The organism is Vibrio scophthalmi, from assembly GCF_040869025.1.
Taxonomy (GTDB): Bacteria; Pseudomonadota; Gammaproteobacteria; order Enterobacterales; family Vibrionaceae; genus Vibrio; species Vibrio scophthalmi.
The window spans coordinates 2,297,129-2,320,033 of record NZ_CP134271.1; the positions used below are offsets into that span (position 1 = coordinate 2,297,129).

Genomic DNA, 22,905 nt, shown 5'->3' on the forward strand with positions numbered 1-22,905 from the left:
CCATGGCGGTGAATGTAAATACAAACGTATCTGCGATGACAGCGCAGCGTTACTTAAACAGTGCAACCAGTGCTCAACAAGAGTCGATGGAGCGTTTATCTTCAGGCTCAAGAATCAACAGCGCCAAAGATGATGCCGCTGGTATGCAGATTTCGAACCGTTTGAATGTGCAAAGTCGTGGTTTAGACGTTGCGGTTCGTAATGCGAACGATGGTATCTCAATTGCGCAAACTGCAGAAGGTGCGATGAATGAAAGCACCAACATTCTACAGCGTATGCGTGATCTTTCTTTGCAGTCTGCTAACGGCTCAAATTCAGATTCAGAACGTGTGGCGATTCAAGAGGAAGTAACTGCATTGAATGATGAATTAACCGAATTGCCGAAACGACCTCATTTGGTGGTAACAAGCTTCTTAATGGTACCTTCTCGACCAAATCAATGCAGATTGGTGCGGATAATGGTGAAGCGGTGATGCTGTCGCTACAGAACATGCGCAGTGATAACACCATGATGGGTGGCAATAGCTACGTAGCCGCGACAGAGAAAGGCGCAGATTGGACTGTGCAAGCTGATAGCGCTGCATTAGATATTACCGTGACAGACCGTTACAGCGGCGAAGAGAAGCTAATTAATATCGTCGCTAAAGAAGGTGATGATATCGAAGAAGTGGCAACCTACATTAATGGCCAAACCGATATGGTCAAAGCATCAGTGAATGAAGATGGTCAACTACAACTCTTTACTGATAACAATAAAGTCAGTGGCACAGCGTCATTTGCAGGCTCGCTAGCCAGTGATCTACAAATTGGTGAAGCCAAAGCTCAAACGGTTGATACGATCGATGTGACAAGTGTTGGTGGCGCGCAGCAATCGGTAGCCGTTGTCGATGCGGCATTGAAGTTTGTTGATAGCCATCGTGCTGAATTGGGTGCTTTCCAAAACCGCTTCGACCATGCGATCAGTAACCTTGATAACATTAATGAAAATGTGAATGCGTCGAAGAGCCGTATTGCAGATACCGATTTTGCTAAAGAGACGACAGCATTGACTAAATCACAGATCCTTAGTCAAGCATCAAGTTCGGTATTGGCTCAAGCGAAGCAAGCGCCAAACTCAGCGTTAAGTTTGCTTGGTTAATCGTAGATCAAATTCTCATGAATGATTCTAAATCCAGTCTTCGGGCTGGATTTTTTTTATCAGTGCGAAAGGAGCATTCACTTGATGAGCGTTGAACAGGGTAGTAGAGAATAGAGAGCTGCAGATAAAACAAAACCCAGCAAAAGCTGGGTTCTATTAATGATGGTGCGGTCGGAGAGACTTGAACTCTCACACCTTACGGCGCCAGAACCTAAATCTGGTGCGTCTACCAATTCCGCCACGACCGCAGCAAACTTTTATAGTTAAAAAGACATTGGTTATCTTAGTAACGTTGTCATGTCGATTGCTCAACATGTTTAAATAGTGGCAGGTCTACCTGGATTCGAACCAGGGAATGCCGGCATCAAAAGCCGGTGCCTTACCGCTTGGCGATAGACCTACAGCATAACTTCAGTGAAGTTATTTAAATCATGGTGCGGTCGGAGAGACTTGAACTCTCACACCTTACGGCGCCAGAACCTAAATCTGGTGCGTCTACCAATTCCGCCACGACCGCGTGATTCGTTTGTAGATTATGTCAAGATGGTGCGGTCGGAGAGACTTGAACTCTCACACCTTGCGGCGCCAGAACCTAAATCTGGTGCGTCTACCAATTCCGCCACGACCGCATCTTGAATCTACATAACTGATAGTTGATTGGTTAAACTAACAGTTTGAATATGGTGGCTACTACGGGATTTGAACCTGTGACCCCATCATTATGAGTGATGTGCTCTAACCAGCTGAGCTAAGTAGCCTTGTTTTCGAGCGAAACAATATAAACTATTCTCTCTCTCGGTGACAACCCTTTTTATCAAAAGGTTTCCACTTAAATAGTGGCAGGTCTACCTGGATTCGAACCAGGGAATGCCGGCATCAAAAGCCGGTGCCTTACCGCTTGGCGATAGACCTACAGCAATAACTTCTACGAAGTTATTTAAACAATGGTGCGGTCGGAGAGACTTGAACTCTCACACCTTACGGCGCCAGAACCTAAATCTGGTGCGTCTACCAATTCCGCCACGACCGCATCTATTCCTGATTGCTTTAAACTTAAAGTCGAAAACAATTAGGAATGGTGGCTACTACGGGATTTGAACCTGTGACCCCATCATTATGAGTGATGTGCTCTAACCAGCTGAGCTAAGTAGCCATTACCATGTTTTCCGCTCCTTTCGATTCGTTGTTGTCTCGTTGGGAACGGGGCGCATTATGCGTATCTGAGCGAGAACCGTCAACAGTTTTTTCGAAGAAATTTGGATAAATGAATCGTTCGGTTCCTTTTTAAACAAAGAGGCGCGTTAATGATCTAAAACTGGTAAAAAATTGACGGCAGCTATTGAAATTAAAAGGCGGCTTTGATCGGGATATAAAAAAAGCCAGCAATCGTGCTGGCTTTTAAAGTCAATAACTTGGGCAAAAAATGCGCAAATGATTAAACGTTAAAACGGAAGTGAACCACATCGCCATCTTTTACGATGTATTCTTTACCTTCAAGACGCCATTTGCCTGCGTCTTTCGCGCCGCTTTCACCGTTGAATTGGATAAAGTCGTCGTAACCAACGACTTCAGCACGGATAAAGCCTTTTTCGAAGTCAGTGTGGATCTTACCCGCTGCTTTTGGTGCTGTTGCGCCAACAGGGATAGTCCATGCACGAACTTCTTTTACGCCAGCTGTGAAGTAAGTGTGTAGTTCAAGCAGTTCGTAACCTGCGCGGATAACGCGGTTTAGACCTGGTTCTTCAATACCCATATCAGCAAGGAACTCTTCACGCTCCTCGTCTTCTAGTTCAGCCATTTCTGACTCAATCGCCGCACAAACAGCAACAACAACGTTGTTCTCTTTAGCTGCGTATTCGCATACAGCGTCTAGGTAAGGGTTGTTTTCGAAACCATCTTCATTCACGTTAGCAATGTACATGGTTGGCTTTAGCGTTAGGAAGTTTAGGTAATCAACCGCCAACAACTCTTCTTTAGAAAGCTCAACAGTACGTGCCATACCACCTTCAGTTAATACTGGTAGCAGTTTTTCTAGTACAGTGATTTCGAACTTAGCGTCTTTGTCGCCGCCTTTTGCTTTCTTCGCGTTACGCTGAATCGCGCGCTCACAAGAATCAAGGTCAGCTAGAGCAAGCTCAAGGTTGATCACTTCGATATCTTCGATCGGAGAGACTTTACCTGCAACGTGGATAATGTTTTCGTTTTCAAAACAACGAACAACGTGGCCAATCGCATCCGTTTCACGGATGTTTGCTAGGAATTTGTTTCCTAGGCCTTCACCTTTTGATGCACCCGCAACTAGGCCTGCGATGTCTACGAATTCCATTGTCGTCGGCAGTACGCGCTGTGGGTTCACAATTTTAGATAACGCATCAAGACGTAGATCTGGTACTGGTACCACACCTGTGTTTGGCTCGATTGTACAGAACGGGAAGTTTGCTGCTTCGATACCCGCTTTCGTTAGTGCATTGAACAGAGTTGATTTACCAACGTTTGGTAGACCAACGATGCCGCATTTAAAACCCATGATTGTAACCTTATTCAGCTTTGAACGTGTGTAAGCGATTTTGTGCTTTGCTTAGGCCATCTTTTAATAAGATGTCGAGGCAACGAACAGACTCGTCTGCTGCTGCATCAAGGAGCTCTTGCTCTTTAGCGGGAGCTTTACCTAACACATAACCTGCCACTTTATCTTTGTGTCCAGGATGGCCAATGCCGATCCGTAGACGATAAAAATCTTTATTGTTGGCTAATTTGCTGATGGTATCACGCAGGCCATTATGACCACCGTGACCACCGCCTTTTTTAAATTTAGCCACACCAGGAGGTAAGTCTAGCTCGTCGTGAGCGACCATGATCTCTTCTGGTTTAATTTGGTAGAACTTCGCTAGTGGCGCAATGGCTTTACCAGACAAGTTCATAAAAGTGGTGGGGATCAAAAGACGAAGATCTTCACCATTTACCATGATGCGTCCAGTTAGACCAAAGAACTTTGGCTCATTCTTTAGCGTGACGTTATGAACGCGAGCTAACTCTTCCACTACCCAAGCGCCCGCATTATGGCGAGTCTTAGCGTATTCAGGGCCAGGGTTAGCCAGTCCGACAAGAAGTTTGATCTGTTGAGTCAAGGTTGGGATCTCTCTGGAATATCAAAAAGCGCAGTATGATAGCACACAAATCCCAACTGGGGCGAGGTGTCAATACGTTGCGCAAAAAGTGGCTGACTATCCCAACAGGTGAATCAACGTTATTTGTTTTGGGAATAACCATAAAAAAACACCCCTTAAAGGGGTGTTTTCAAATTCGTATTAATCTTAAAAAAGATTAGTTAAACATTGCAGAGATTGACTCTTCGTTGCTAATACGACGAATCGCTTCAGCAAGCATGCGAGATAGGCTTAGAGTGGTTACTTTGCCTGTTGCTTCCATCTCTTTAGACAGTGTGATTGAGTCAGTTACGATCACTTGGTCTAGAACAGAGTTCTTGATGTTTTCAGCGGCGTTGCCAGAGAAAACAGCGTGAGTTGCGTAAGCGAATACACGCTTAGCACCGCGCTCTTTCAAAGCTTCTGCTGCTTTACATAGCGTACCACCAGTGTCGATCATGTCATCAACGATCACACAGTCGCGACCTTCAACATCACCGATTAGGTTCATTACTTCTGATACGTTTGCACGTGGACGACGTTTATCAACGATAGCAATATCGATATCGCCAAGTGCTTTAGCAGTTGCGCGAGCACGTACCACACCGCCTAGGTCTGGAGAAACCACAACTGGGTTATCTAGACCACGAGTTTGCATATCTTCAAGCAATACCGGTGTACCGAAGATGTTATCTACAGGTACATCGAAGAAGCCTTGGATTTGCTCAGCGTGTAGGTCGATCGTAAGAACGCGGTCAACACCAACGTTAGAAAGGAAGTCAGCCACAACTTTTGCAGTGATAGGCACACGTGAAGAACGTACACGACGGTCTTGGCGAGCGTAACCAAAGTAAGGGATAACTGCTGTAATACGGCCAGCAGAAGCGCGGCGCATCGCATCAATCATAACGACAAGTTCCATTAAGTTGTCGTTGGTTGGTGCACAGGTAGATTGGATGATGAATACATCACTACCACGTACGTTTTCGTTGATTTGAACAGCGACTTCGCCATCAGAAAAACGAGAAACAGTAGCGTCACCAAGAGAGATGTATAGACGATCAGCAATGCGTTGGGCTAGTACAGGTGTAGCGTTACCAGCAAATAGCTTCATATCAGGCACGGTGGAAACCTCGGGGTTGCGTCCAGTATTTAAATAAATAGATTGTGGGCTAAACGGTAGTTAGCCAGTGTCTGGTAGAGTGGCGAAACGTTATTCCCTTTCGCTACAAAGGCCGAGACAGTGTCAGGGAGCTGCTCGAGTACCTGTTGTGCATCGTTTTTACGAATAAATTCAGCAAAAACACACGATCCCGTACCGGTCAATCTTGACGGCGCGTATTGTAGCAGCCATGAAAGTTGCTTATCAACCTCTGGGTACAGCATTCTCACAATTTTTTCGCAATCGTTTTCGTAATTGTTCTCTAGCAGCTCAGATAATGGCCGTTTTTCGGTGTCTCGCGTCAGATCGGGGTGAGTAAAAATATCCACGGTGGCGATACTCACATCGGGTCTAACCACTAAGTAGTATTTCTCTTCGGGTTCGACAGCAATAATTTCTTCACCGACACCTTCAGCAAAGGCCGCGTGCCCGCGAACAAACACCGGCACATCAGCACCAAGTTTTAGGCCGATCTCTGCCAGTTGCTCGTCAGTACAGCCGGTTTGCCACAGGTGATTAAGCGCAACCAATACGGTAGCCGCGTTGGATGAACCGCCGCCAATGCCGCCCCCCATCGGTAGGATTTTTTGTAACTGAATGTCAGCACCATATTGGCAGCCGGTAAATTGCTGCAAAGCGGTTGCTGCACGCCAAATTAAATTGTCGTGCAGTGCGACACCTGGAATATCGGGTGACAGAGTGATTTCGCCACTTTTATTGGCGGTAATCGTGAGCTCATCACCGTGGTCGAGAAACTGAAACAAGGTTTGCAGATCATGGTAACCGTTGGCACGGCGACCCGTGATGTAGAGAAACAGATTTAATTTTGCTGGTGAAGGCCAGTGAGTGGTGTCACTAATCATTACTTCAATGTCCACTTAGAAATCACTAAATTAATCGTGATGTCGTTTTGCTTGAGTTTAAGTTTATGCGGAACAGGCAGCGTTGAGCCCAAAAATGAAACATCTTGATAGCTGACATATTCGAGCTGCCATGTTTGCCCTTGGATCGTTTTGGTTAATGACGCCAGTGTTTGCGTGTCATTAACCGTGTAATGATCGGCATTGGTGGGCTTACCTAATAGCCAATCATTGAGTTGTTCGACAGGAATGGTCAATCCAGTCAGACGTGTGATCAAACGATCGGCGCTGACATCGGTTAAATTTTGGTCGTCATAGGTTTCGACAGTGGCATAGCCTGGACGACTTTGCATATTCAATACTGTTTGACCAAGGAAAGTGCTCAAACGTAATTGATTGCTCTTGGCGTCGTGTTGCCATTGAAAATTTAACGACTCTCTTTGTTCTGGTGAAATATAACCAAGCTTACCCACCGCTTGGTAATCACTTACTAATTCAAGTCTTTGTTGATGAGCCTGCCACTCGACACTGGTGTGGCTATCTTGAATGGAACTACAGCCAGCAAGAGTCGCTAGCAGCGCGATGATAGCAAGTAATCGCGAAGATAATCGGTGAAACATCAGTACATTTATCCTAAATGAGCGATATAAGGATGATTACTATAGCATTGTTCTTATGATGAACTCTTGCTTCCTTTGCGTTCGCGCAAAATGAAAAAAGACAATGCAGCAGTGATCAATAAATTGGCTGTTTTAAACAGGCTGTAATCCGGTTTTTTTGGGCTCAAAGAGAGGTTTTAGGTAGCAAGCTGGAAAAACAAATTCGCGATCCCCTTTTATTCAAGGGGGGCATCAAGTAAAATTCCGTCCTTGTTCGATCATAACTTGATTCAGAGAACCCACAGTACATGTCTTTGCTTGCTATCGGTATAAATCATAATACGGCTTCTGTAGAACTGCGCGAAAAAGTCGCTTTCGGGCCGGAAAAGTTACCGCAAGCACTACAGCAACTGACTGAAAATCAGCTTGTTAACGGTAGCGTTATTGTATCAACTTGTAACCGTACTGAGGTTTACTGTGATGTAAAACCTTCGGCGAGAAACAAGGTGATTGACTGGATTTCACAGTTCCACCAAGTGATTCCTGAAGAGCTAAAACCCAGCCTTTATATTCATGAAGAGCAGGCCGCGATTCGTCATTTGATGCGTGTTGCGTGCGGATTAGACTCTCTCGTGCTGGGGGAACCGCAGATTTTAGGTCAAGTCAAACAAGCCTTTTCTGACTCGCGTGAACATAAAGCGGTTAATGCGGCGATGGAAAAATGGTTCCAAAAAACCTTTTCAGTTGCAAAACGCGTGCGTACCGAGACAGATATTGGCGGCAGCGCGGTTTCAGTTGCGTATGCGGCGTGTACGCTTGCTAAGCATATTTTTGAATCGTTACAGCAATCGACCGTTCTTTTGGTCGGCGCTGGTGAAACGATTGAGTTAGTAGCGAAGCATCTAGCTGGCAACGGTTGCACCAAAATTATTGTTGCGAACCGTACCCGTGAACGCGCATTGACCTTAGCGGAAGAGTTTGGCGCGGAAGTGATCAGTTTACCTGAGATTCCAGAGCATCTTGCGCGCGCAGATATTGTTATTAGTTCGACTGCAAGCCCATTGCCGATTATTGGTAAGGGGATGGTGGAAAGCGCCTTGAAAGCGCGTCGTAATCAACCGATGTTGTTTGTTGATATTGCGGTGCCGCGTGATATCGAGTCCCAAGTGGGCGAACTCGATGATGCCTATTTATATACTGTTGATGACTTGCAATCGATTGTCGATAGCAACATGGAACAACGTAAAGTTGAAGCCATTCAAGCGGAAGCGATCGTCAGTGAAGAGAGTGCCGCGTTTATGACTTGGCTACGTTCTTTGCAAGGCGTTGACAGCATTCGAGATTATCGCACTAGTGCTAACGACATTCGTCAAGAGTTGTTGGCGCGTAGTATTCATGCCCTGCAGGCCGGTGGCGATCCGGAAAGCGTGTTGATTGAACTTAGTAATAAGCTGACCAATCGCTTGATTCATACTCCGACTCGCGCACTACAAAGCGCTGCAGAGCAAGGTGAGCCAGCACGGCTTGCCATTATTAGACAAAGTTTGGGTCTTGATGACCCGCTATAACTAGAACCCCCGAGTTAATAAAATATGAAAGCCTCAATTCTGACTAAGCTAGAAACGCTAGTAGAACGTTACGAAGAAGTACAACACCTGCTAGGCGATCCTGGTGTGATCGGTGATCAGAACAAATTCCGTGCATTGTCTAAAGAGTATTCGCAACTTGAAGAAGTGACGAAGTGCTTCCAAGCTTATCAGCAAGCTCAAGAAGATCTTGAAGCGGCAGAAGAGATGGCGAAAGAAGATGACGCAGAAATGCGTGAAATGGCTCAGGAAGAAATCAAAGACGCAAAAGAAAGCATTGAGCGTTTAAATGATGAGCTGCAAATTTTGCTGCTACCAAAAGATCCAAACGACGATCGTAACTGTTTCCTAGAAATTCGTGCGGGCGCAGGTGGTGATGAAGCGGGTATCTTTGCTGGTAACCTTTTCCGTATGTACTCGAAGTTCGCCGAGAAAAAAGGCTGGCGCGTTGAAGTGATGAGCAGCAACGAATCAGAGCAGGGCGGTTACAAAGAGATGATCGCAAAAGTAAGCGGTGATGGTGCTTATGGCGTACTGAAATTTGAATCAGGCGGTCACCGTGTACAACGTGTTCCTGAAACTGAATCTCAAGGTCGTGTGCATACGTCAGCGTGTACGGTTGCAGTAATGGCGGAAATCCCAGAAGCGGATTTACCAGAAATTAAAGCGGCTGACCTGAAAATTGATACTTTCCGTGCCTCAGGCGCAGGTGGTCAGCACGTCAACACCACGGATTCAGCAATCCGTATTACCCACTTACCAACAGGTACTGTGGTTGAGTGTCAGGACGAGCGTTCACAGCACAAGAACAAAGCGAAAGCGATGCAGGTTCTTGCTGCTCGTATCGTACAAGCTGAACAAGCACGTCGCGCGGCAGAAGTGTCAGATACACGTCGTAACCTACTAGGTTCTGGTGACCGTAGTGACCGTATTCGTACTTACAACTACCCACAAGGTCGTGTTTCTGATCACCGTATCAACTTGACCATCTACCGTCTAAACGAAGTGATGGAAGGCGATCTCGCAAGCTTGATCGACCCTGTAATCCAAGAGCACCAAGCGGATCAGCTTGCCGCTCTTGCTGAGAACCACTAATTCAATGACGGCACCAAACAGTGTTGAAAACACACTAAAAAGCGCCGTACAGCAACTTCAAGAGAGCGGCAGCGAATCGCCGTCTCTTGATGCCGCGGTATTGCTCTGCCATGCGCTGGAGAAACCGCGCTCATTCTTGATGACTTGGCCTGAAAAAGAGTTGAGTCAGCAAGAGCTTGCCCCATTTGAAGCCTTGTTGGCACGCCGTTTAACTGGCGAACCCGTCGCTTACATTGTCGGTGAGCGTGAGTTTTGGTCGCTACCATTGCAAGTCTCGCCAACCACTTTAATCCCTCGTCCTGATACAGAACGTCTTGTTGAGCTTGCTCTAGATAAAGCGGTGGATACCGACGGCGATATCTTAGATTTGGGCACAGGCACTGGTGCGATTGCTTTAGCTCTGGCCTCAGAGTTGCCTAAACGTAACGTGGTTGGTATTGATCTTATGGTCGAAGCCCAACAATTGGCTACCCGCAATGGTCAGCGCTTGGCGATCAACAATGCGACCTTTTTGGCTGGCAGCTGGTTTGAGCCGCTTGAAGTTGGTACGCAGTTTGCTGTAATTGTGTCTAATCCACCTTACATAGAAGAAAACGACCCGCATTTAACTCAAGGTGACGTGCGTTTTGAACCGCTTAGTGCGCTGGTGGCGAGTGATAATGGTTTGGCTGATATTCGTCATATTATTCAAGCTGCGCGTGGCTATTTATGTGATCAAGGATGGTTATTGTTTGAACATGGATTCGAACAAGGTAAAGCAGTAAGAGCAATTTTTGCAGAGTACGGCTATCAACAAGTCGAAACTCATCAAGATTATGGTCATAACGATAGGGTAACACTGGGTCGTTTTGTAAAATAAGGATAGAGAGCATCTCATGTACGAAGGTTTGAAGCATTTTCATCTATTAACAATTGCCCTAAGTGCCACACTGTTGTCGGTACGTTTTGCACTATTAATGGCAAACTCCCCACTGCGTGAGAAGAAATTTCTTAAAATCTTTCCTCACATCGTCGACTCAGCTCTGCTGATTTCTGGGGTTGCGCTGATTGTTGGGTTTATTCCATGGTCAGCTGCGCCATGGTTGCCATCTAAACTGACTTGCGTATTAGCCTATATCGCACTGGGTTTCTTTGCTCTGAAGTTGGCGAAAAACAACTGGCTACGTGTATTTGCATTCTTTGGCGCACTTGGTTGGTTATTGATGGCGGGCAAAGTGGCGATCACCAAAACGCCATTGTTGTTCTAAATGAGTACCGACATGCAACCTTTGTTTGATGAAGACTTTGATGCTCTTGAGCTGATTGAAGGTGCTTTAGTACTGAATCACGCGATCAATCCAGACACACAAGTTGATTGGGTCAATGTAGAACTGCAACGTTTAGTCGCTGAGGCGGAGCTTGCCTTAGTGCATGAAAGCAATGAGCAGCAACGATTTGAAGCGTTCTTGCGTCTATTTTACTTTGATTGGGGCTTTCAAGGCGATGTTGAAGCCTACTTCGATTCGGCTAACGCGTTTGTCGATAAAGTATTAGAACGTCGCAAAGGCATACCAGTCAGCTTGGGCGCCGTGATGTTGTATATCGGTAAAAGACTTGGTTTTCCTATCGATGGCATTACCTTCCCAACTCAATTTTTGCTGACTCTACAGTGGCCGGGACAAAAGCCGCTCTACGTTAATCCTTTTAATGGTGAGTATGTCTCGGAGCATACGTTGCGAGCATGGTTAGTTGGCCACCGCGGGCCATTTGCTCAATTAGAGTCTAAACACCTTGAGATTGCCGATCATCCCACGGTCATTGGTCGCTGGTTAGCGTTAATCAAAAGTGCATTACTGCGTGAAGAGCAATACTCGTTAGCGCTGCACTGTACTGACTTGGCGCTGAGCTTTGTGCCAGACGATCCTTATGAAATTCGCGATCGCGGCTTTATCTATCAGCAGCTAGACTGTCATAAAATGGCCTTGACGGATTATCAATACTTTATTGATCAGTGCCCTGATGATCCCGCGGCGGATTTGTTGAAAAATCAAGTTCGCGCGATGAGTCAAACTCAAGTTACCTTACACTAAGTCCAGCAATTAATGCTGGCGTAAAACGTTGAAATAGAGAGATAAAAATGGAACAGAAAATCGTTCGCGTTGGTGATATTCCTGTTGCTAACGACAAACCGTTTACTTTGTTTGCTGGTATGAATGTTCTAGAGTCTCGCGATCTTGCGATGCAGATTTGTGAACACTACGTAAAAGTGACCGAGAAGTTAGGTATTCCTTACGTATTTAAAGCGTCTTTTGATAAAGCAAACCGTAGCTCTGTTCATTCATACCGTGGCCCTGGCCTAGAAGAAGGTATGAAGATCTTCCAAGAGCTTAAAGATACTTTCGGCGTGAAAATCATCACTGACGTTCACACAGAAGCACAGGCACAACCTGTAGCTGACGTCGTTGACGTGATTCAGTTACCAGCATTCCTTGCACGTCAAACTGACTTGGTTGAAGCCATGGCGAAAACGGGTGCGGTAATCAACGTTAAGAAACCTCAATTTATGAGCCCAAATCAAGTGGGTAACATCGTTGATAAATTTGCAGAATGCGGTAACAACAATGTGATTCTTTGTGAGCGTGGTTCGTGCATGGGTTACGACAACCTAGTGGTTGATATGCTTGGTTTTGGTGTAATGAAAAAAGCATCTAACGGCAGCCCAATCATCTTTGACGTAACGCACTCGCTACAGATGCGTGATCCATCTGGTGCTGCTTCTGGTGGTCGTCGTGAGCAAACGGTTGAACTAGCGAAAGCTGGCTTGGCAACGGGTATTGCGGGTCTGTTTATTGAAGCGCATCCAAACCCAGATCAAGCGCGTTGTGATGGCCCATCTGCGTTGCCACTCGACAAACTTGAACCGTTCCTAAAACAGATGAAAGATCTGGATGATTTGATTAAGAGCTTTGCTCATATCGATATCAAGTAACGCGATTCGTTTTCGATATTAAGGCTGCCATTGGCAGCCTTTTTTATGCCTTTCTGAGATGGAAATATTGTCTCTGAACAGTCTAATGTAGGGTAATCATGTTGGTACTATGAAGCGGCGCATGGTTTGCATTTTCTAAGATTGGCGATTAGTTAATCGTTTGCTTGTGATCTTTTATTCAATCACGTGTAAGCCTGTTTACCTGTTGCACTTTTTATACGAAATAATAGTGATCGCTATGGCATAAATATGAAATCAAGATGTTCACTTTGAATGGTTAATTTAAACTAAGTCAAGTTTTGCTACTGATAATCCTAAAGCATGCAGTGATAAACACTAAGCATCACATCTTAGGTAGCAAATTGGCAGTGGGTTCTAATAAGTTCAAAGGTATGACAATGAAGCAACGCCTGATTGTAAAAACAGCACTAAGTGCAGCGATCCTTGCAACGCTAGCTGGCTGTGCAACAGCTCCTCAACAAGAGTGGGAAGCGGACAAAACGTATAAATTAACCGTTCTTCACACTAACGATAACCATGGTCGTTTCTGGGAAAACAAATATGGCGAGTACGGTATGGCTGCTCGTAAAACGTTGATTGATCAGCTACGTGCGGAAGTTCAAGCTGACGGCGGTAGCGTTTTGCTACTGTCTGGCGGCGACATCAACACAGGTGTTCCAGAGTCTGATCTGCAAGATGCAGAACCTGACTTTAAGGGTATGAACAAAATTGGTTACGATGCGATGGCATTAGGTAACCACGAGTTTGATAACCCACTAGAAGTACTTTTCAAACAGGAAGAGTGGGCGAATTTCCCAATGCTTTCTGCCAACATCTACGATAAAAAGACTGGCGAACGTATGTTCCAGGCTTACCAGATGTTCAATAAGCAAGGTATCAAAATTGCGGTTATCGGTTTAACCACTGAAGATACGCAAAAAATTGGTAACCCAGAATACATTGGTGGTCTTGAGTTCCGTGATCCGAAAGCAGAAGCGAAAAAACTGATTGCTGAACTTGAGCAAACGGAAAAACCGGATCTTATCTTTGCTGTGACACACATGGGCCACTACGAAGATGGCAACCGTGGTATCAATGCGCCGGGTGATGTGGCGCTGGCTCGCTACCTAGACGAAGGCTCGCTAGATATGATTGTGGGTGGTCACTCACAAGAGCCTGTGTGTATGGAAGCGCCAAATGTAATGAAGAAAAACTTCCAGCCATCAGATGAGTGTAAGCCTGATGTGCAAAATGGTACTTACATTGTTCAAGCTCACGAATGGGGCAAATACGTTGGCCGTGCGGACTATGAGTTCCGTAATGGTGAATTGAACATGGTGAGCTACGATTTGATCCCAGTAAACTTGAAGAAAAAAATCAAGGTTGATGGTGAAAGCAAGCGTGTCTTCATTGAAGATGAAATTGCAAAAGATGAAGCGCTATTAGAATTCTTACGTCCTTTCCAAGAAGAAGGTCAAGATAAGCTAAACGTTAAAATTGCTGAAACCAACGGTAAGCTAGAAGGCGACCGTAATGTGGTACGTTTTGAGCAAACTAACCTAGGCCGTTTGATTGCCGCTTCTCACATGGAACGCGCACAAGCAGACTTCGCGGTAATGAACTCTGGTGGTGTACGTGACTCTATTGCTGCTGGTAACGTAACGTACAAAGATGTACTGACTGTTCAGCCATTTGGCAACATCGTGACTTACATCGATATGTCAGGCAAAGAAGTACTAGATTACTTGAACGTAGTTGGTACTAAGCCAGTGGATTCAGGCGCATACGTACAATTCTACGGTGTATCAATGACTGTGGCTGATGGCAAAGTATCAGACGTGAAGCTAGGTGGCGAAGCGGTAGATCTTGAAAAAACGTACCGTTTTACAGTGCCAAGCTACAATGCAGCGGGTGGCGACGGTTACCCTAAAGTGTCTGATCACCCAGGTTACGTAAACACAGGCTTTGTAGATGCTGAAGTTCTAAAAGAATTCCTAGAAGCAAACAGCCCTGTTGATGTAAACAAATTCGCACCTAAAGGCGAGATCGTTTACAAGTAATCGCTTTGCGGTGAAAGCCTATTGACTGTCTAGCACAGATCGATTTAACTAAAACGGCGCTCATTGAGCGTCGTTTTTTATTGTCAACTCAAGGCAAAAACGATGGTTAACATAAAACGTAACGTCTACCATCAACTTATAATTAAACGCCACTTATCACTATAAGTTATTGCCAAGCATACTTTATGCGTTTAGCAGTGGTTTATCCTGATCAGTGTTAGGAACCATTATGACACCTGCAATCAATGCGGCGAAAAAAAAGAAAGTGCCACACACCATCCATCAATACGAGCATGATCCGCGCGCCGAAAGTTTTGGCTTAGAAGCCGTTGAAGCGTTGGGAAATGATCCAAAAGAAGTGTTTAAAACCTTACTCTTTTGTCTCAATGGTGAAGCAAAAAATTTGGCTGTGGCCGTGATCCCGGTAGATCAGAAACTCAATCTAAAATTGGCAGCGAAAGCGGCCAAAGGGAAAAAGGCCGAAATGGCCAACCCAGATATCGCCCAAAAGACGACCGGTTATGTGGTTGGTGGTATTAGTCCGCTGGGGCAAAAGAAAGCCTTGCCGACATTCATTCATCACAGCGCATTGGATCTTGATACCCTGTTTGTCAGTGCCGGTCGCCGTGGGCTAGAAATCGAATTAGCTCCCAAGGATCTCGCTATGCTGACTCGTGGAGAATTTGTCGAGTTGTGCCTGTAAGCGGTGAGAATCGAGAGTCGAGAAGTAAGAATCGAGAAGCAAGAATTAAGAGCTGAGATTTGAGAATCAAGAAATTCTTACGCAATAAAAAGGGGTGACGATTATCGTCACCCCTTTTTCTATTTTGAGCGAAGCGTTTTCGCATCTATATTTTCGATTTCTCGATTTCTCGATTTCTCGATTTCTCGATTTCTCGATTTCTCGATTCTAGCGCCTCTTACTTTTCGATCTGTGCGTTATCAACTACGTGGTTTTCACCCAGATCTTTAGGCAATACTAGGTTTAGTACGATTGCGACGATACCACATAGGCTGATGCCTTGTAGGCTGAAGTCGCCAATGCCGAATGCCATGCCACCGATACCGAAAACGAGAGTGATTGCAACGATCACTAGATTGCGTGACTTGTGTAGGTCAACGTTGTTCTTGATCAGCGTGTTTAGGCCTACGGTTGCGATTGAACCGAACAGCAGAATCATGATTCCGCCCATGACTGGCATTGGGATGGTTTGTAATACCGCACCTAATTTACCGACAAGCGATAACGTAATCGCGGTGATAGCCGTCCAAGTCATAATCACAGGGTTGAATGACTTAGTTAGCATTACCGCACCAGTGACTTCTGAGTAAGTGGTGTTTGGCGGCGCGCCAACCATTGATGCGGCGATTGTTGCTAGGCCGTCACCCGCGATGGTGCGATGTAGTCCCGGTTTTTTCAGGTAATCTTTACCGGTTACATTGGAGATAGCCAGCATGTCACCTACGTGTTCAACGGCTGGTGCAATCGCCACCGGGATCATAAAGAGAATCGCGTTGATGTTGAATTCAGGCATTACAAATGCCGGAAGTGCGAACCATGCTGCTTGATGCACTGGTGTAAAGTCGACAATACCGTAGAACAAACTCAGCGCATAACCGACAACGATACCGCCAAGAATAGGCATCAGTTTTAGGAAGCCACGGCTAAACACGCTAATACCAATAGTGGTGATCAAAGAGGCGGCTGAAATGATCAGGGCGACATCGGCATCAATAATTTGCGCGCCATCGCCACCACGACCTAATGCCATATTGACGGCGTTTGGTGCCAGACCAAGACCAATCACCATGATTACAGGGCCTACCACAACAGGAGGAAGTAATTTATGCACAATGCCCACGCCACGAATTTTAATCAGTGCACCCAATGCGACATACACTAGGCCTGCCACCATTAAGCCACCCATGGTTGCAGGAATACCCCAAGCTTGGACACCGTATAAAATTGGAGCGATAAAAGCGAAAGATGAAGCGAGGAAGATAGGAACAGAACGACGGGTAACAACTTGGAAAATTAGGGTACCAATACCAGCACCGAAGAGAGCAACACTAGGATCTAATCCCGTCAACAACGGAACCAGAACGAGGGCACCAAATGCAACAAATAGCATTTGAGCGCCTTGAATAGCATTTTTCATTTTTTATTCCTTTAGGTGGCGATGAATCCAAATTTCATCCTATTTCGACAGCAAAATAAGCGAATTGAGGACGCAAAATAAAATTCGCAGGATTCTATCACCATGGCAAACGATTTCAATCTGAACTAGATCAAATGTTTATACATTAACCATTAAATTAAGTAGTTAATTTATCAATAGTATGTATTGACCCTCAAAATGAAGTTACATAGTTCTCTTTACTGTGATTGGAATGTGAGTGGGGTCTTGGCAGTAAATAGACCGCAATTTGACAGTATGTTAGTTGCTCCGGTTTAGGAAGTTGCTTATCATCGACGTTTGAGCTGCTGTAACTGATTCTAGGAAAATTATGCGTCGTTTAGTTTTATTCGCATTGGGATTGATTGGCTTTCCCGCAATGGCATTAACCAATGTCGATTTATATCATACTGAAGTCGTGCTGGATCAGAGTGTTGAAAAACCAGACTCACAAGCCCGTATTGAAGGTATGAAAGAGATTGTGGTACGTGCTTCGGGTGACCAAGCGGCAATCAACAATCCGATCATCCAAAAAGCACTACGACAAAATGCGCAGTACTTGGCACAAATCAGCCAAGGCCAAGAGGGTGGCCAACCAACAATGAAGATGTTGTTTAGCGCTCCTCATATTAATGCGCTTCTTAGCCAAGCTCAGTTGCCGATTTGGCCAGCACAACGTGCCAACGTTTTAGTGTGGTTGGTAGAAGAAACTCAATCTGAACGCAGTATTGCATGGGAACACTCCGATTCGACATTGCTGGCACGAATGAAGCAAGAAGCGCAAAGTCGCGGTTTGCCACTGACGGTACCCGTCGGTGATTTTGATGATGTTACCGGTATTACTATTTCAGATTTATGGGGTGGCTTTGCTCAACCGGTTGGTAAATCAAGCCAACGTTATCCTGCAGATGCGGTGCTGGTGGTTCGCGCGCAGGGAGATAACCTACGCTGGACATTGTATGATCAAGCCCCACAAAGCATCGGTGTTACTCGTCAAGCGCCACTGAGTGGCAGCAACAACGGTGCTGATGCTGCAGATAGTATGATTAACCAGATTAGTGACTACTACGCTAAGCAAAGCGGTGTCGTGGTGGCAAGCGAATCATCTGAGTCGGTGAAAGTGCGTTTTACCTCATTAGATAATGCGATCGATTTCTTTGTACTTGAGCGAAAATTGCAACAGCTAAGCTCTGTCGCATCGTTAGATATTCTTAAAATTCAGGGTAAAGAAGTGACCTTCTTGGCGCACTTACTGACATCACCACAAGAATTTGAGCAAGAAGTATCGCGTATGCGTGAAGCGATTCCTTTACCGGCTATCGTTGAACCTGCAATTGTTGAAACAGAAATTGTTGAAACAACGACCGCCGCGCCTGAGGTGGCAGTTGTGCCAGGCACAGGTGCGCAAAGTGATCTTTCAGTTGCCGTACCTTCAGCAGAGCAAGTGTTACCTGCCGTGATTGAGCAAATGCCAGCTGCAACACAAGAACCTATCTTGATGTTTGAGTGGCAAGGTGGTCAATACGTTGCTCCGGTGTCGATTGAAGAGAGCACTCCTCAAGCGGAAACACCGTTAGAAACCGATGTTGATAACGTTTAATAAAAAAGGCTTCGCATTGCGAAGCCTTTTTTATGCTGAGCTATTCAAATTTTGATCTTTCTTGTTTTTCGACTTCCGATAAACGTTTTAGCTTTAACCCTAACTCTTTTCCTCGGCTACGCGCGTAAAGGATGTTGCCGATAAACGCCGCACTGGTCAGAATCAGTTCAACCAGTGCTAGCCAGCGCTCACCACCATCAAGGTACAATAACGTCAGCGCGTGAAGAAAGTAGAGCATCAAAACAAAATTAGCCCACGCATGGGTATAAGGCCTGCCAGCTAAAATTCCCGGCAGAGGCAGTAGTAACGGGATGCACCAAGCAATCGCCAGTGTGGTGCTATTGATGTGTGGATGCGGGGAAAGAAATATCTGCCAGATTGCCACCCACGCCAATAACCCGAGATTGGCAGATAAAGCCAATAGGCGAAAAGCTTTAGTGCTAGGTTGCATGTCCTTTAGCAAATTATCGGTTTGTGCTTCAGTTTGAGCATCAGACATCATCACTCCTTGATTAATTTTAATGCGGTGTGTGCTAACCGTTTTCCAAGTTGCTGTGCTAATTCCACTTCTTCTTTAGTTAGCCCGGAATCATGGCCGACATGGCTGGCTCCATAAGGCGTGCCGCCACTCTGAGTAGTATGCAATTGCGGCTCAGAGTAGGGAATCCCCATCACTAACATGCCATGATGAAACAGCGGTAATTTCATACTTTGTAGTGTGGTTTCTTGGCCTCCGTGCAAACTGGAAGAGGAGGTGAAAACACAAGCGGGCTTATCAATCAGATCACCGCTAATCCATAGCGATGTGCTTTGATCCCAAAAATGCTTCAATGGCGCAGCCATATTTCCAAACCAAACGGGGCTACCCATGGCTAAGCCATCGCAGTGCTTGAGCTCTTCGAGCGTAATCGCTGGATCGCTGCCAGTACGTTCTTGTGAGGAGATTTCTTCTACAGTTCGCATGATGGCTTCGCAATGAGGAACCGATTCGATTCCTCTTGCGATCTGTCGTGCTAATGCTTGTGTTGCACCATGGCGACTGTAATAAAGCACGATCAGGTGACAACTCATAAGATGGCTAATACCTGCTCTGGTGGACGACCATGCTTGGCTTTACCATTGGCAACGACAATTGGACGTTCGATCAGTTTAGGATTTTCCGCCATTGCGATAAACAGTTGCTCATCGCTGGCATCAGTAAGGCTAAGTTGTTTGTAGAGTTCTTCTTTGGTGCGCATCATCGCTCGTACTTCGCTGAGCTCTAATTGCGCATAAAGGGTTTTCAGCGCTTCAATACTGAGTGGCGTCTCTAAGTATTTAATCACTTCCGGTTGAACGCCGTTTTGCTCTAACAACTCCAAGGTTTGACGACTCTTTGAGCAACGAGGGTTGTGATAAATGACGACTGACATAAATTTCTCCGATTTATTGTAATGCCATGAAACGGTCACGCTGAATCATTAATTGATCGATGCGGGCGTCGTATCTGGCTTGTTTTAAGCTGCCAAGTTCAGCCAGTTGACTGGCTTGAGTGTAATATTGAATCGCTTTATTCCAGTTGGCTTTGAGTGCCAAAATTTCAGCACGAGCTGCAAGTTCTTCGTCGCTTTGCCCGAGTTTGGTGTAAGCATCAGAGAGCAGATGCCAACCATTGATATCGTTCGGATTATCATGGCTATAACGTTGCAATACTCGCACCGCTTGCTCTGTTTTTTCTTGTGCTAATAGGGTATTGGCGTAGTTGATCATTAGTACCGGATTACTTGGTGCTGCTTCTAGTGCCTTACTCAACATATCAACGGCTTTTTGAGGTTGATCGAGTCCAATATATAGATCCGCTAAAGCATCAAGGTAAAAATGGTTATTTTTGTCTTGTTTATACAGCGCTTCAAGGATCGGTTGCGCTTGATCAAATTTACGCTCATCTAGCAATACTAATGCACGACCATATTGAAAAGTGGCTTTAATCGCCGGTGAAGATTTTTTCTCGGTACGGTTAAACCAATCGAGAGCTGACTCTGGTTTAATATTGGCGTAACGCGCGACAATCCGCGCTTTGGCTAGGTGGTAATCAAATGACTCTGGCACACGGACATGAGGGTAGTTCTGCGCACGTAAACGAGTATCGGTGACACGATCTTGTGGCAGCGGGTGCGTGAGTAGCATTGGTGGTGGTGTGCTTGCGTAACGATATTCATCGGCAAGGCGACCAAAAAACGTCGGCATCGCACTGACATCAAAGCCTGCTTTAGAGAGCGTAGCAATACCAAATCGGTCGGCTTCTTTTTCATTGCTACGTGTATAGTTAATTTGCCCCTGCATGTTACCGGCAGTCGCGGCAGTCAGTGCGGCAATCCCAGCTTCTGGTGCTGCAATGGCCAATAACAGTGAGCCAGCCAATGCCGCAATGGTTGCCGGTGTACGACGGGCTTGATCTTCCATACTGCGAGCAAGGTGGCGTTGGGTCACGTGCGCAATTTCGTGCGCCATCACCGAGGCAAGTTCACTTTCGTTTTGCGCGTGTAAAAACAAGCCGGAGTGGATTGCGACATAACCGCCAAAGAAAGCAAAAGCGTTAATATTGCGATCGCGAATCATAAAGAAGGTGAACGGCGTTTTGACATCATCAGCATTGGCAACGAGTCGATGTCCAAGCGAGTCGATATATTCATTGAGAACAGGATCATTAATGATGGGAGCTCGATTACGCAGCATGCGCATGTAAGCATCACCATATTGATTTTCCTGATCGATGGTCAAAGTGCCGCTCGCTGCGGTACCGATATCGGGCAGATTAAGGCTGTTAGCCATCACAGGCATTGATGGTAGAGAAAGTGTGACAGCCATACTCAAAGCGAGCAATGAACGCGTACGTTTAAACATATTAGACAGGTAATATTCCCTTTAAATGATAGGCACTTCACGGCAAGTAAGCGCCCAAAAATCACATCGACTATGCTATAGACACTTTATTGTTGTGAGGGTTTCAAAGCAAATAAAGTTATCTGATATTTCCGTTTTATCACGCGCAGCGACAAGATTTTGTCAGCTAAGGGCGTCTCGGCGAGCAATTTCATACGGTTAAGTATACAATGACAGCAATATTAGTGATTATTTTTACGGGGAACGACGTTGACGAATTTAGATTTACGCGCTCAACGCTGCCCTTTAGCCCTATTACTTGCCAAGCGTCATGTTGTGGCAATGGCCTCTGGTGAAGAGTGTGCGATTCTCGTACAAGATCCCAGTTCAAAGTCAGATATTCTCCGCTTTCTTAGCCAGCACGGCTTTCAAGTTGACTGTGTTGAGCTTAATGATTATTTCTCTTTAAACGTGATGAAAGGAACCGAGTAAGATGTTAGAGATGGTGAGTCGTTGGTATAAACGACGCTTTTCCGATCCGCACGCCGTTAGCCTAGTTGCAATCCTGTTCTTTGGTTTTATTACCATTTATTTCTTTGGCAACTTAATTGCACCATTACTGGTGGCGATAGTATTGGCTTATTTACTTGAGTGGCCGGTTGCTCATTTATCTCGTTTCGGTATTCCACGAACGCTGGCGGTTGTGTTAGTGATCGTGTCGTTTTTTGCCTTGGCGATTATTGCTATCTTTGGTTTGGTTCCAACCATTTGGCAGCAAGTGGGCAATCTTATTAACGACATTCCCAATATGTATGCGGGTTTGCAAAAAGTGATCGCTGAGCTGCCAGTGAAATACCCAGAGCTGGCCAACTTTCAGATTGTTGAGTCACTAGTGACCAATGCCAAAAACCAAGTGATTAGCGTGGGCGAAACGGTGGTGAAAGGTTCATTGGCTTCGCTCGTCAGCATTGCGACGTTGGCGGTTTACCTTATTTTAGTACCGCTATTGGTGTTCTTTTTATTAAAAGACAAAGAAGAGATGATTGCGATGGCGAGTGGCATGTTGCCGCGCAATCGTAAATTGGCGACCAAAGTGTGGGATGAGATGAATGAACAAATCTCAAACTACATTCGTGGCAAGGTAATGGAAATCCTGATTGTCGGCAGCGTCAGTTATGTCACCTTTGCTATTTTAGATTTACGTTATTCGGTTTTATTGGCCGTTGCGGTCGGTTTCTCTGTACTGATCCCTTATATCGGTGCGGCGGCAGTGACAGTCCCTGTGGCGATTGTTGGCCTGTTCCAATGGGGGCTTGCGCCAGAGTTTTACTATCTGCTTATTGCTTATGGAATTATCCAAGCATTGGATGGCAATGTGTTAGTGCCGGTGCTGTTTTCTGAAGCCGTGAATCTTCATCCTGTCGCAATCATTGTTGCGGTATTGGTCTTTGGTGGTTTATGGGGATTCTGGGGGGTATTTTTTGCGATTCCGTTGGGCACCTTGGTGAAAGCGGTATGGAATGCCTTACCTGGACCTGAAGATCACGAAGCGGTGTAGGAAAACACTGACAAAATAACAACGCGATGATATGTAGAGCCAACCTGAGTTAAGGTTGGCTTTTTGCTATGTAATCAGTATCTTATGTCGCATT

At 45.6% G+C, this 22,905-nt stretch carries 21 protein-coding genes, 8 tRNA genes and 1 pseudogene; 12 read left to right on the forward strand and 18 right to left on the reverse strand.

Going from position 1 to position 22,905, the window contains the following annotated elements; genetic code table 11:
* Positions 1–2: 2 nt before the first annotated feature.
* Positions 3–1,138, forward strand: a pseudogene (locus tag RJD38_RS10545) (flagellin).
* A 163-nt stretch (positions 1,139–1,301) separates the two neighbouring features.
* Here RJD38_RS10545 and RJD38_RS10550 read toward each other — a convergent pair.
* The 13 genes from RJD38_RS10550 to lolB all read right to left on the reverse strand — a co-directional run bounded on the left by RJD38_RS10550 (position 1,302) and on the right by lolB (position 6,926).
* Positions 1,302–1,386, reverse strand: a tRNA-Leu gene (locus RJD38_RS10550).
* A 77-nt stretch (positions 1,387–1,463) separates the two neighbouring features.
* Positions 1,464–1,538 (reverse strand) — tRNA-Gln (locus RJD38_RS10555).
* 32 nt (positions 1,539–1,570) lie between these two features.
* Positions 1,571–1,655: transfer RNA gene (locus RJD38_RS10560), tRNA-Leu, on the reverse strand.
* A gap of 27 nt (positions 1,656–1,682) precedes the next feature.
* A tRNA-Leu gene (locus RJD38_RS10565) sits at positions 1,683–1,767 on the reverse strand.
* Positions 1,768–1,819: 52 nt separating this feature from the next.
* A tRNA-Met gene (locus RJD38_RS10570) sits at positions 1,820–1,896 on the reverse strand.
* 79 nt (positions 1,897–1,975) lie between these two features.
* A tRNA-Gln gene (locus RJD38_RS10575) sits at positions 1,976–2,050 on the reverse strand.
* 33 nt (positions 2,051–2,083) lie between these two features.
* Positions 2,084–2,168 (reverse strand) — tRNA-Leu (locus tag RJD38_RS10580).
* A 46-nt stretch (positions 2,169–2,214) separates the two neighbouring features.
* Positions 2,215–2,291 (reverse strand) — tRNA-Met (locus RJD38_RS10585).
* A 282-nt stretch (positions 2,292–2,573) separates the two neighbouring features.
* Positions 2,574–3,665, reverse strand: coding sequence for a redox-regulated ATPase YchF (ychF, locus tag RJD38_RS10590; protein ID WP_005595062.1), 1,092 nt, complete (start codon positions 3,663–3,665; stop codon positions 2,574–2,576).
* Positions 3,666–3,675: 10 nt separating this feature from the next.
* Positions 3,676–4,266 (reverse strand): aminoacyl-tRNA hydrolase, encoded by a 591-nt coding sequence (gene pth / locus RJD38_RS10595; protein WP_005595060.1) that lies wholly within the window; start codon positions 4,264–4,266, stop codon positions 3,676–3,678.
* A 196-nt stretch (positions 4,267–4,462) separates the two neighbouring features.
* The gene (locus tag RJD38_RS10600) at positions 4,463–5,407 is read right to left on the reverse strand and encodes a ribose-phosphate pyrophosphokinase (RefSeq protein ID WP_005595057.1); all 945 of its coding nucleotides are present in this window, start codon (positions 5,405–5,407) and stop codon (positions 4,463–4,465) included.
* Between the two features lie 29 nt (positions 5,408–5,436).
* Positions 5,437–6,309: a 4-(cytidine 5'-diphospho)-2-C-methyl-D-erythritol kinase gene (gene ispE / locus RJD38_RS10605; protein ID WP_065545590.1), complete on the reverse strand. Its 873-nt coding sequence runs from the start codon at positions 6,307–6,309 to the stop codon at positions 5,437–5,439.
* Entirely contained in the window at positions 6,309–6,926 is a 618-nt protein-coding gene (gene lolB, locus RJD38_RS10610; protein ID WP_005595054.1) for a lipoprotein insertase outer membrane protein LolB, read from the reverse strand. Before lolB ends, ispE begins: the two co-directional genes overlap by 1 nt.
* 287 nt (positions 6,927–7,213) lie before the next feature.
* Between lolB and hemA the strand changes: the two genes are divergently transcribed.
* From hemA to ybaK, 8 genes are all read left to right on the forward strand, one after another.
* The gene (gene hemA / locus RJD38_RS10615; protein ID WP_009388275.1) at positions 7,214–8,473 is read left to right on the forward strand and encodes a glutamyl-tRNA reductase; all 1,260 of its coding nucleotides are present in this window, start codon (positions 7,214–7,216) and stop codon (positions 8,471–8,473) included.
* Positions 8,474–8,497: 24 nt separating this feature from the next.
* A complete protein-coding gene (gene prfA, locus RJD38_RS10620) occupies positions 8,498–9,586 on the forward strand; it encodes a peptide chain release factor 1 (RefSeq protein ID WP_009388277.1) in 1,089 nt (362 codons plus the stop codon).
* Between the two features lie 4 nt (positions 9,587–9,590).
* Entirely contained in the window at positions 9,591–10,445 is an 855-nt protein-coding gene (gene prmC, locus RJD38_RS10625; protein WP_065545589.1) for a peptide chain release factor N(5)-glutamine methyltransferase, read from the forward strand.
* A gap of 16 nt (positions 10,446–10,461) precedes the next feature.
* On the forward strand, positions 10,462–10,833 hold the full coding sequence (locus tag RJD38_RS10630; RefSeq protein WP_005595046.1) for a SirB2 family protein: 372 nt from the start codon (positions 10,462–10,464) through the stop codon (positions 10,831–10,833).
* Positions 10,834–10,845: 12 nt separating this feature from the next.
* Positions 10,846–11,655, forward strand: a complete 810-nt coding sequence (locus tag RJD38_RS10635) for a SirB1 family protein (protein ID WP_005595044.1) — start codon at positions 10,846–10,848, stop codon at positions 11,653–11,655.
* 47 nt (positions 11,656–11,702) lie between these two features.
* Entirely contained in the window at positions 11,703–12,554 is an 852-nt protein-coding gene (kdsA, locus tag RJD38_RS10640; RefSeq protein ID WP_005595043.1) for a 3-deoxy-8-phosphooctulonate synthase, read from the forward strand.
* 398 nt (positions 12,555–12,952) lie between these two features.
* Positions 12,953–14,614, forward strand: coding sequence for a bifunctional UDP-sugar hydrolase/5'-nucleotidase UshA (gene ushA, locus RJD38_RS10645; RefSeq protein ID WP_005595042.1), 1,662 nt, complete (start codon positions 12,953–12,955; stop codon positions 14,612–14,614).
* A 229-nt stretch (positions 14,615–14,843) separates the two neighbouring features.
* The gene (gene ybaK / locus RJD38_RS10650) at positions 14,844–15,317 is read left to right on the forward strand and encodes a Cys-tRNA(Pro) deacylase (RefSeq protein WP_005595040.1); all 474 of its coding nucleotides are present in this window, start codon (positions 14,844–14,846) and stop codon (positions 15,315–15,317) included.
* 217 nt (positions 15,318–15,534) lie between these two features.
* Here ybaK and RJD38_RS10655 read toward each other — a convergent pair whose 3' ends face one another.
* A complete protein-coding gene (locus RJD38_RS10655; RefSeq protein WP_005595039.1) occupies positions 15,535–16,773 on the reverse strand; it encodes a uracil-xanthine permease family protein in 1,239 nt (412 codons plus the stop codon).
* A 349-nt stretch (positions 16,774–17,122) separates the two neighbouring features.
* Between RJD38_RS10655 and RJD38_RS10660 the strand changes: the two genes are divergently transcribed.
* Positions 17,123–18,391, forward strand: coding sequence for a DUF2066 domain-containing protein (locus tag RJD38_RS10660; protein WP_065545588.1), 1,269 nt, complete (start codon positions 17,123–17,125; stop codon positions 18,389–18,391).
* Between the two features lie 40 nt (positions 18,392–18,431).
* On the opposite strand, the gene RJD38_RS10665 is transcribed toward RJD38_RS10660, so the two are convergent.
* Genes RJD38_RS10665 through RJD38_RS10680 form a run of 4 tightly spaced genes read right to left on the reverse strand, consistent with a single transcriptional unit; the run spans position 18,432 to position 21,274 of the window.
* Positions 18,432–18,890 carry a DUF2069 domain-containing protein gene (locus RJD38_RS10665; protein WP_009388293.1) on the reverse strand — a complete coding sequence of 153 codons (459 nt, stop codon included), beginning with the start codon at positions 18,888–18,890 and terminating at the stop codon, positions 18,432–18,434.
* A 2-nt stretch (positions 18,891–18,892) separates the two neighbouring features.
* A complete protein-coding gene (wrbA, locus tag RJD38_RS10670; RefSeq protein ID WP_065545587.1) occupies positions 18,893–19,462 on the reverse strand; it encodes an NAD(P)H:quinone oxidoreductase in 570 nt (189 codons plus the stop codon).
* The gene (gene arsC / locus RJD38_RS10675) at positions 19,459–19,803 is read right to left on the reverse strand and encodes an arsenate reductase (glutaredoxin) (RefSeq protein ID WP_065545586.1); all 345 of its coding nucleotides are present in this window, start codon (positions 19,801–19,803) and stop codon (positions 19,459–19,461) included. The genes wrbA and arsC overlap by 4 nt, the downstream gene beginning before the upstream one ends.
* 13 nt (positions 19,804–19,816) lie before the next feature.
* Positions 19,817–21,274 carry a tetratricopeptide repeat protein gene (locus RJD38_RS10680; RefSeq protein ID WP_065545585.1) on the reverse strand — a complete coding sequence of 486 codons (1,458 nt, stop codon included), beginning with the start codon at positions 21,272–21,274 and terminating at the stop codon, positions 19,817–19,819.
* Positions 21,275–21,523: 249 nt separating this feature from the next.
* On the opposite strand from RJD38_RS10680, the gene RJD38_RS10685 reads away from it, so the two are divergent.
* Together RJD38_RS10685 and RJD38_RS10690 are read left to right on the forward strand one after the other, a co-directional pair.
* The gene (locus tag RJD38_RS10685) at positions 21,524–21,745 is read left to right on the forward strand and encodes a sulfurtransferase TusA family protein (protein WP_065545584.1); all 222 of its coding nucleotides are present in this window, start codon (positions 21,524–21,526) and stop codon (positions 21,743–21,745) included.
* A 1-nt stretch (position 21,746) separates the two neighbouring features.
* The gene (locus RJD38_RS10690; protein WP_005595027.1) at positions 21,747–22,811 is read left to right on the forward strand and encodes an AI-2E family transporter; all 1,065 of its coding nucleotides are present in this window, start codon (positions 21,747–21,749) and stop codon (positions 22,809–22,811) included.
* Positions 22,812–22,905 lie beyond the last annotated feature (94 nt).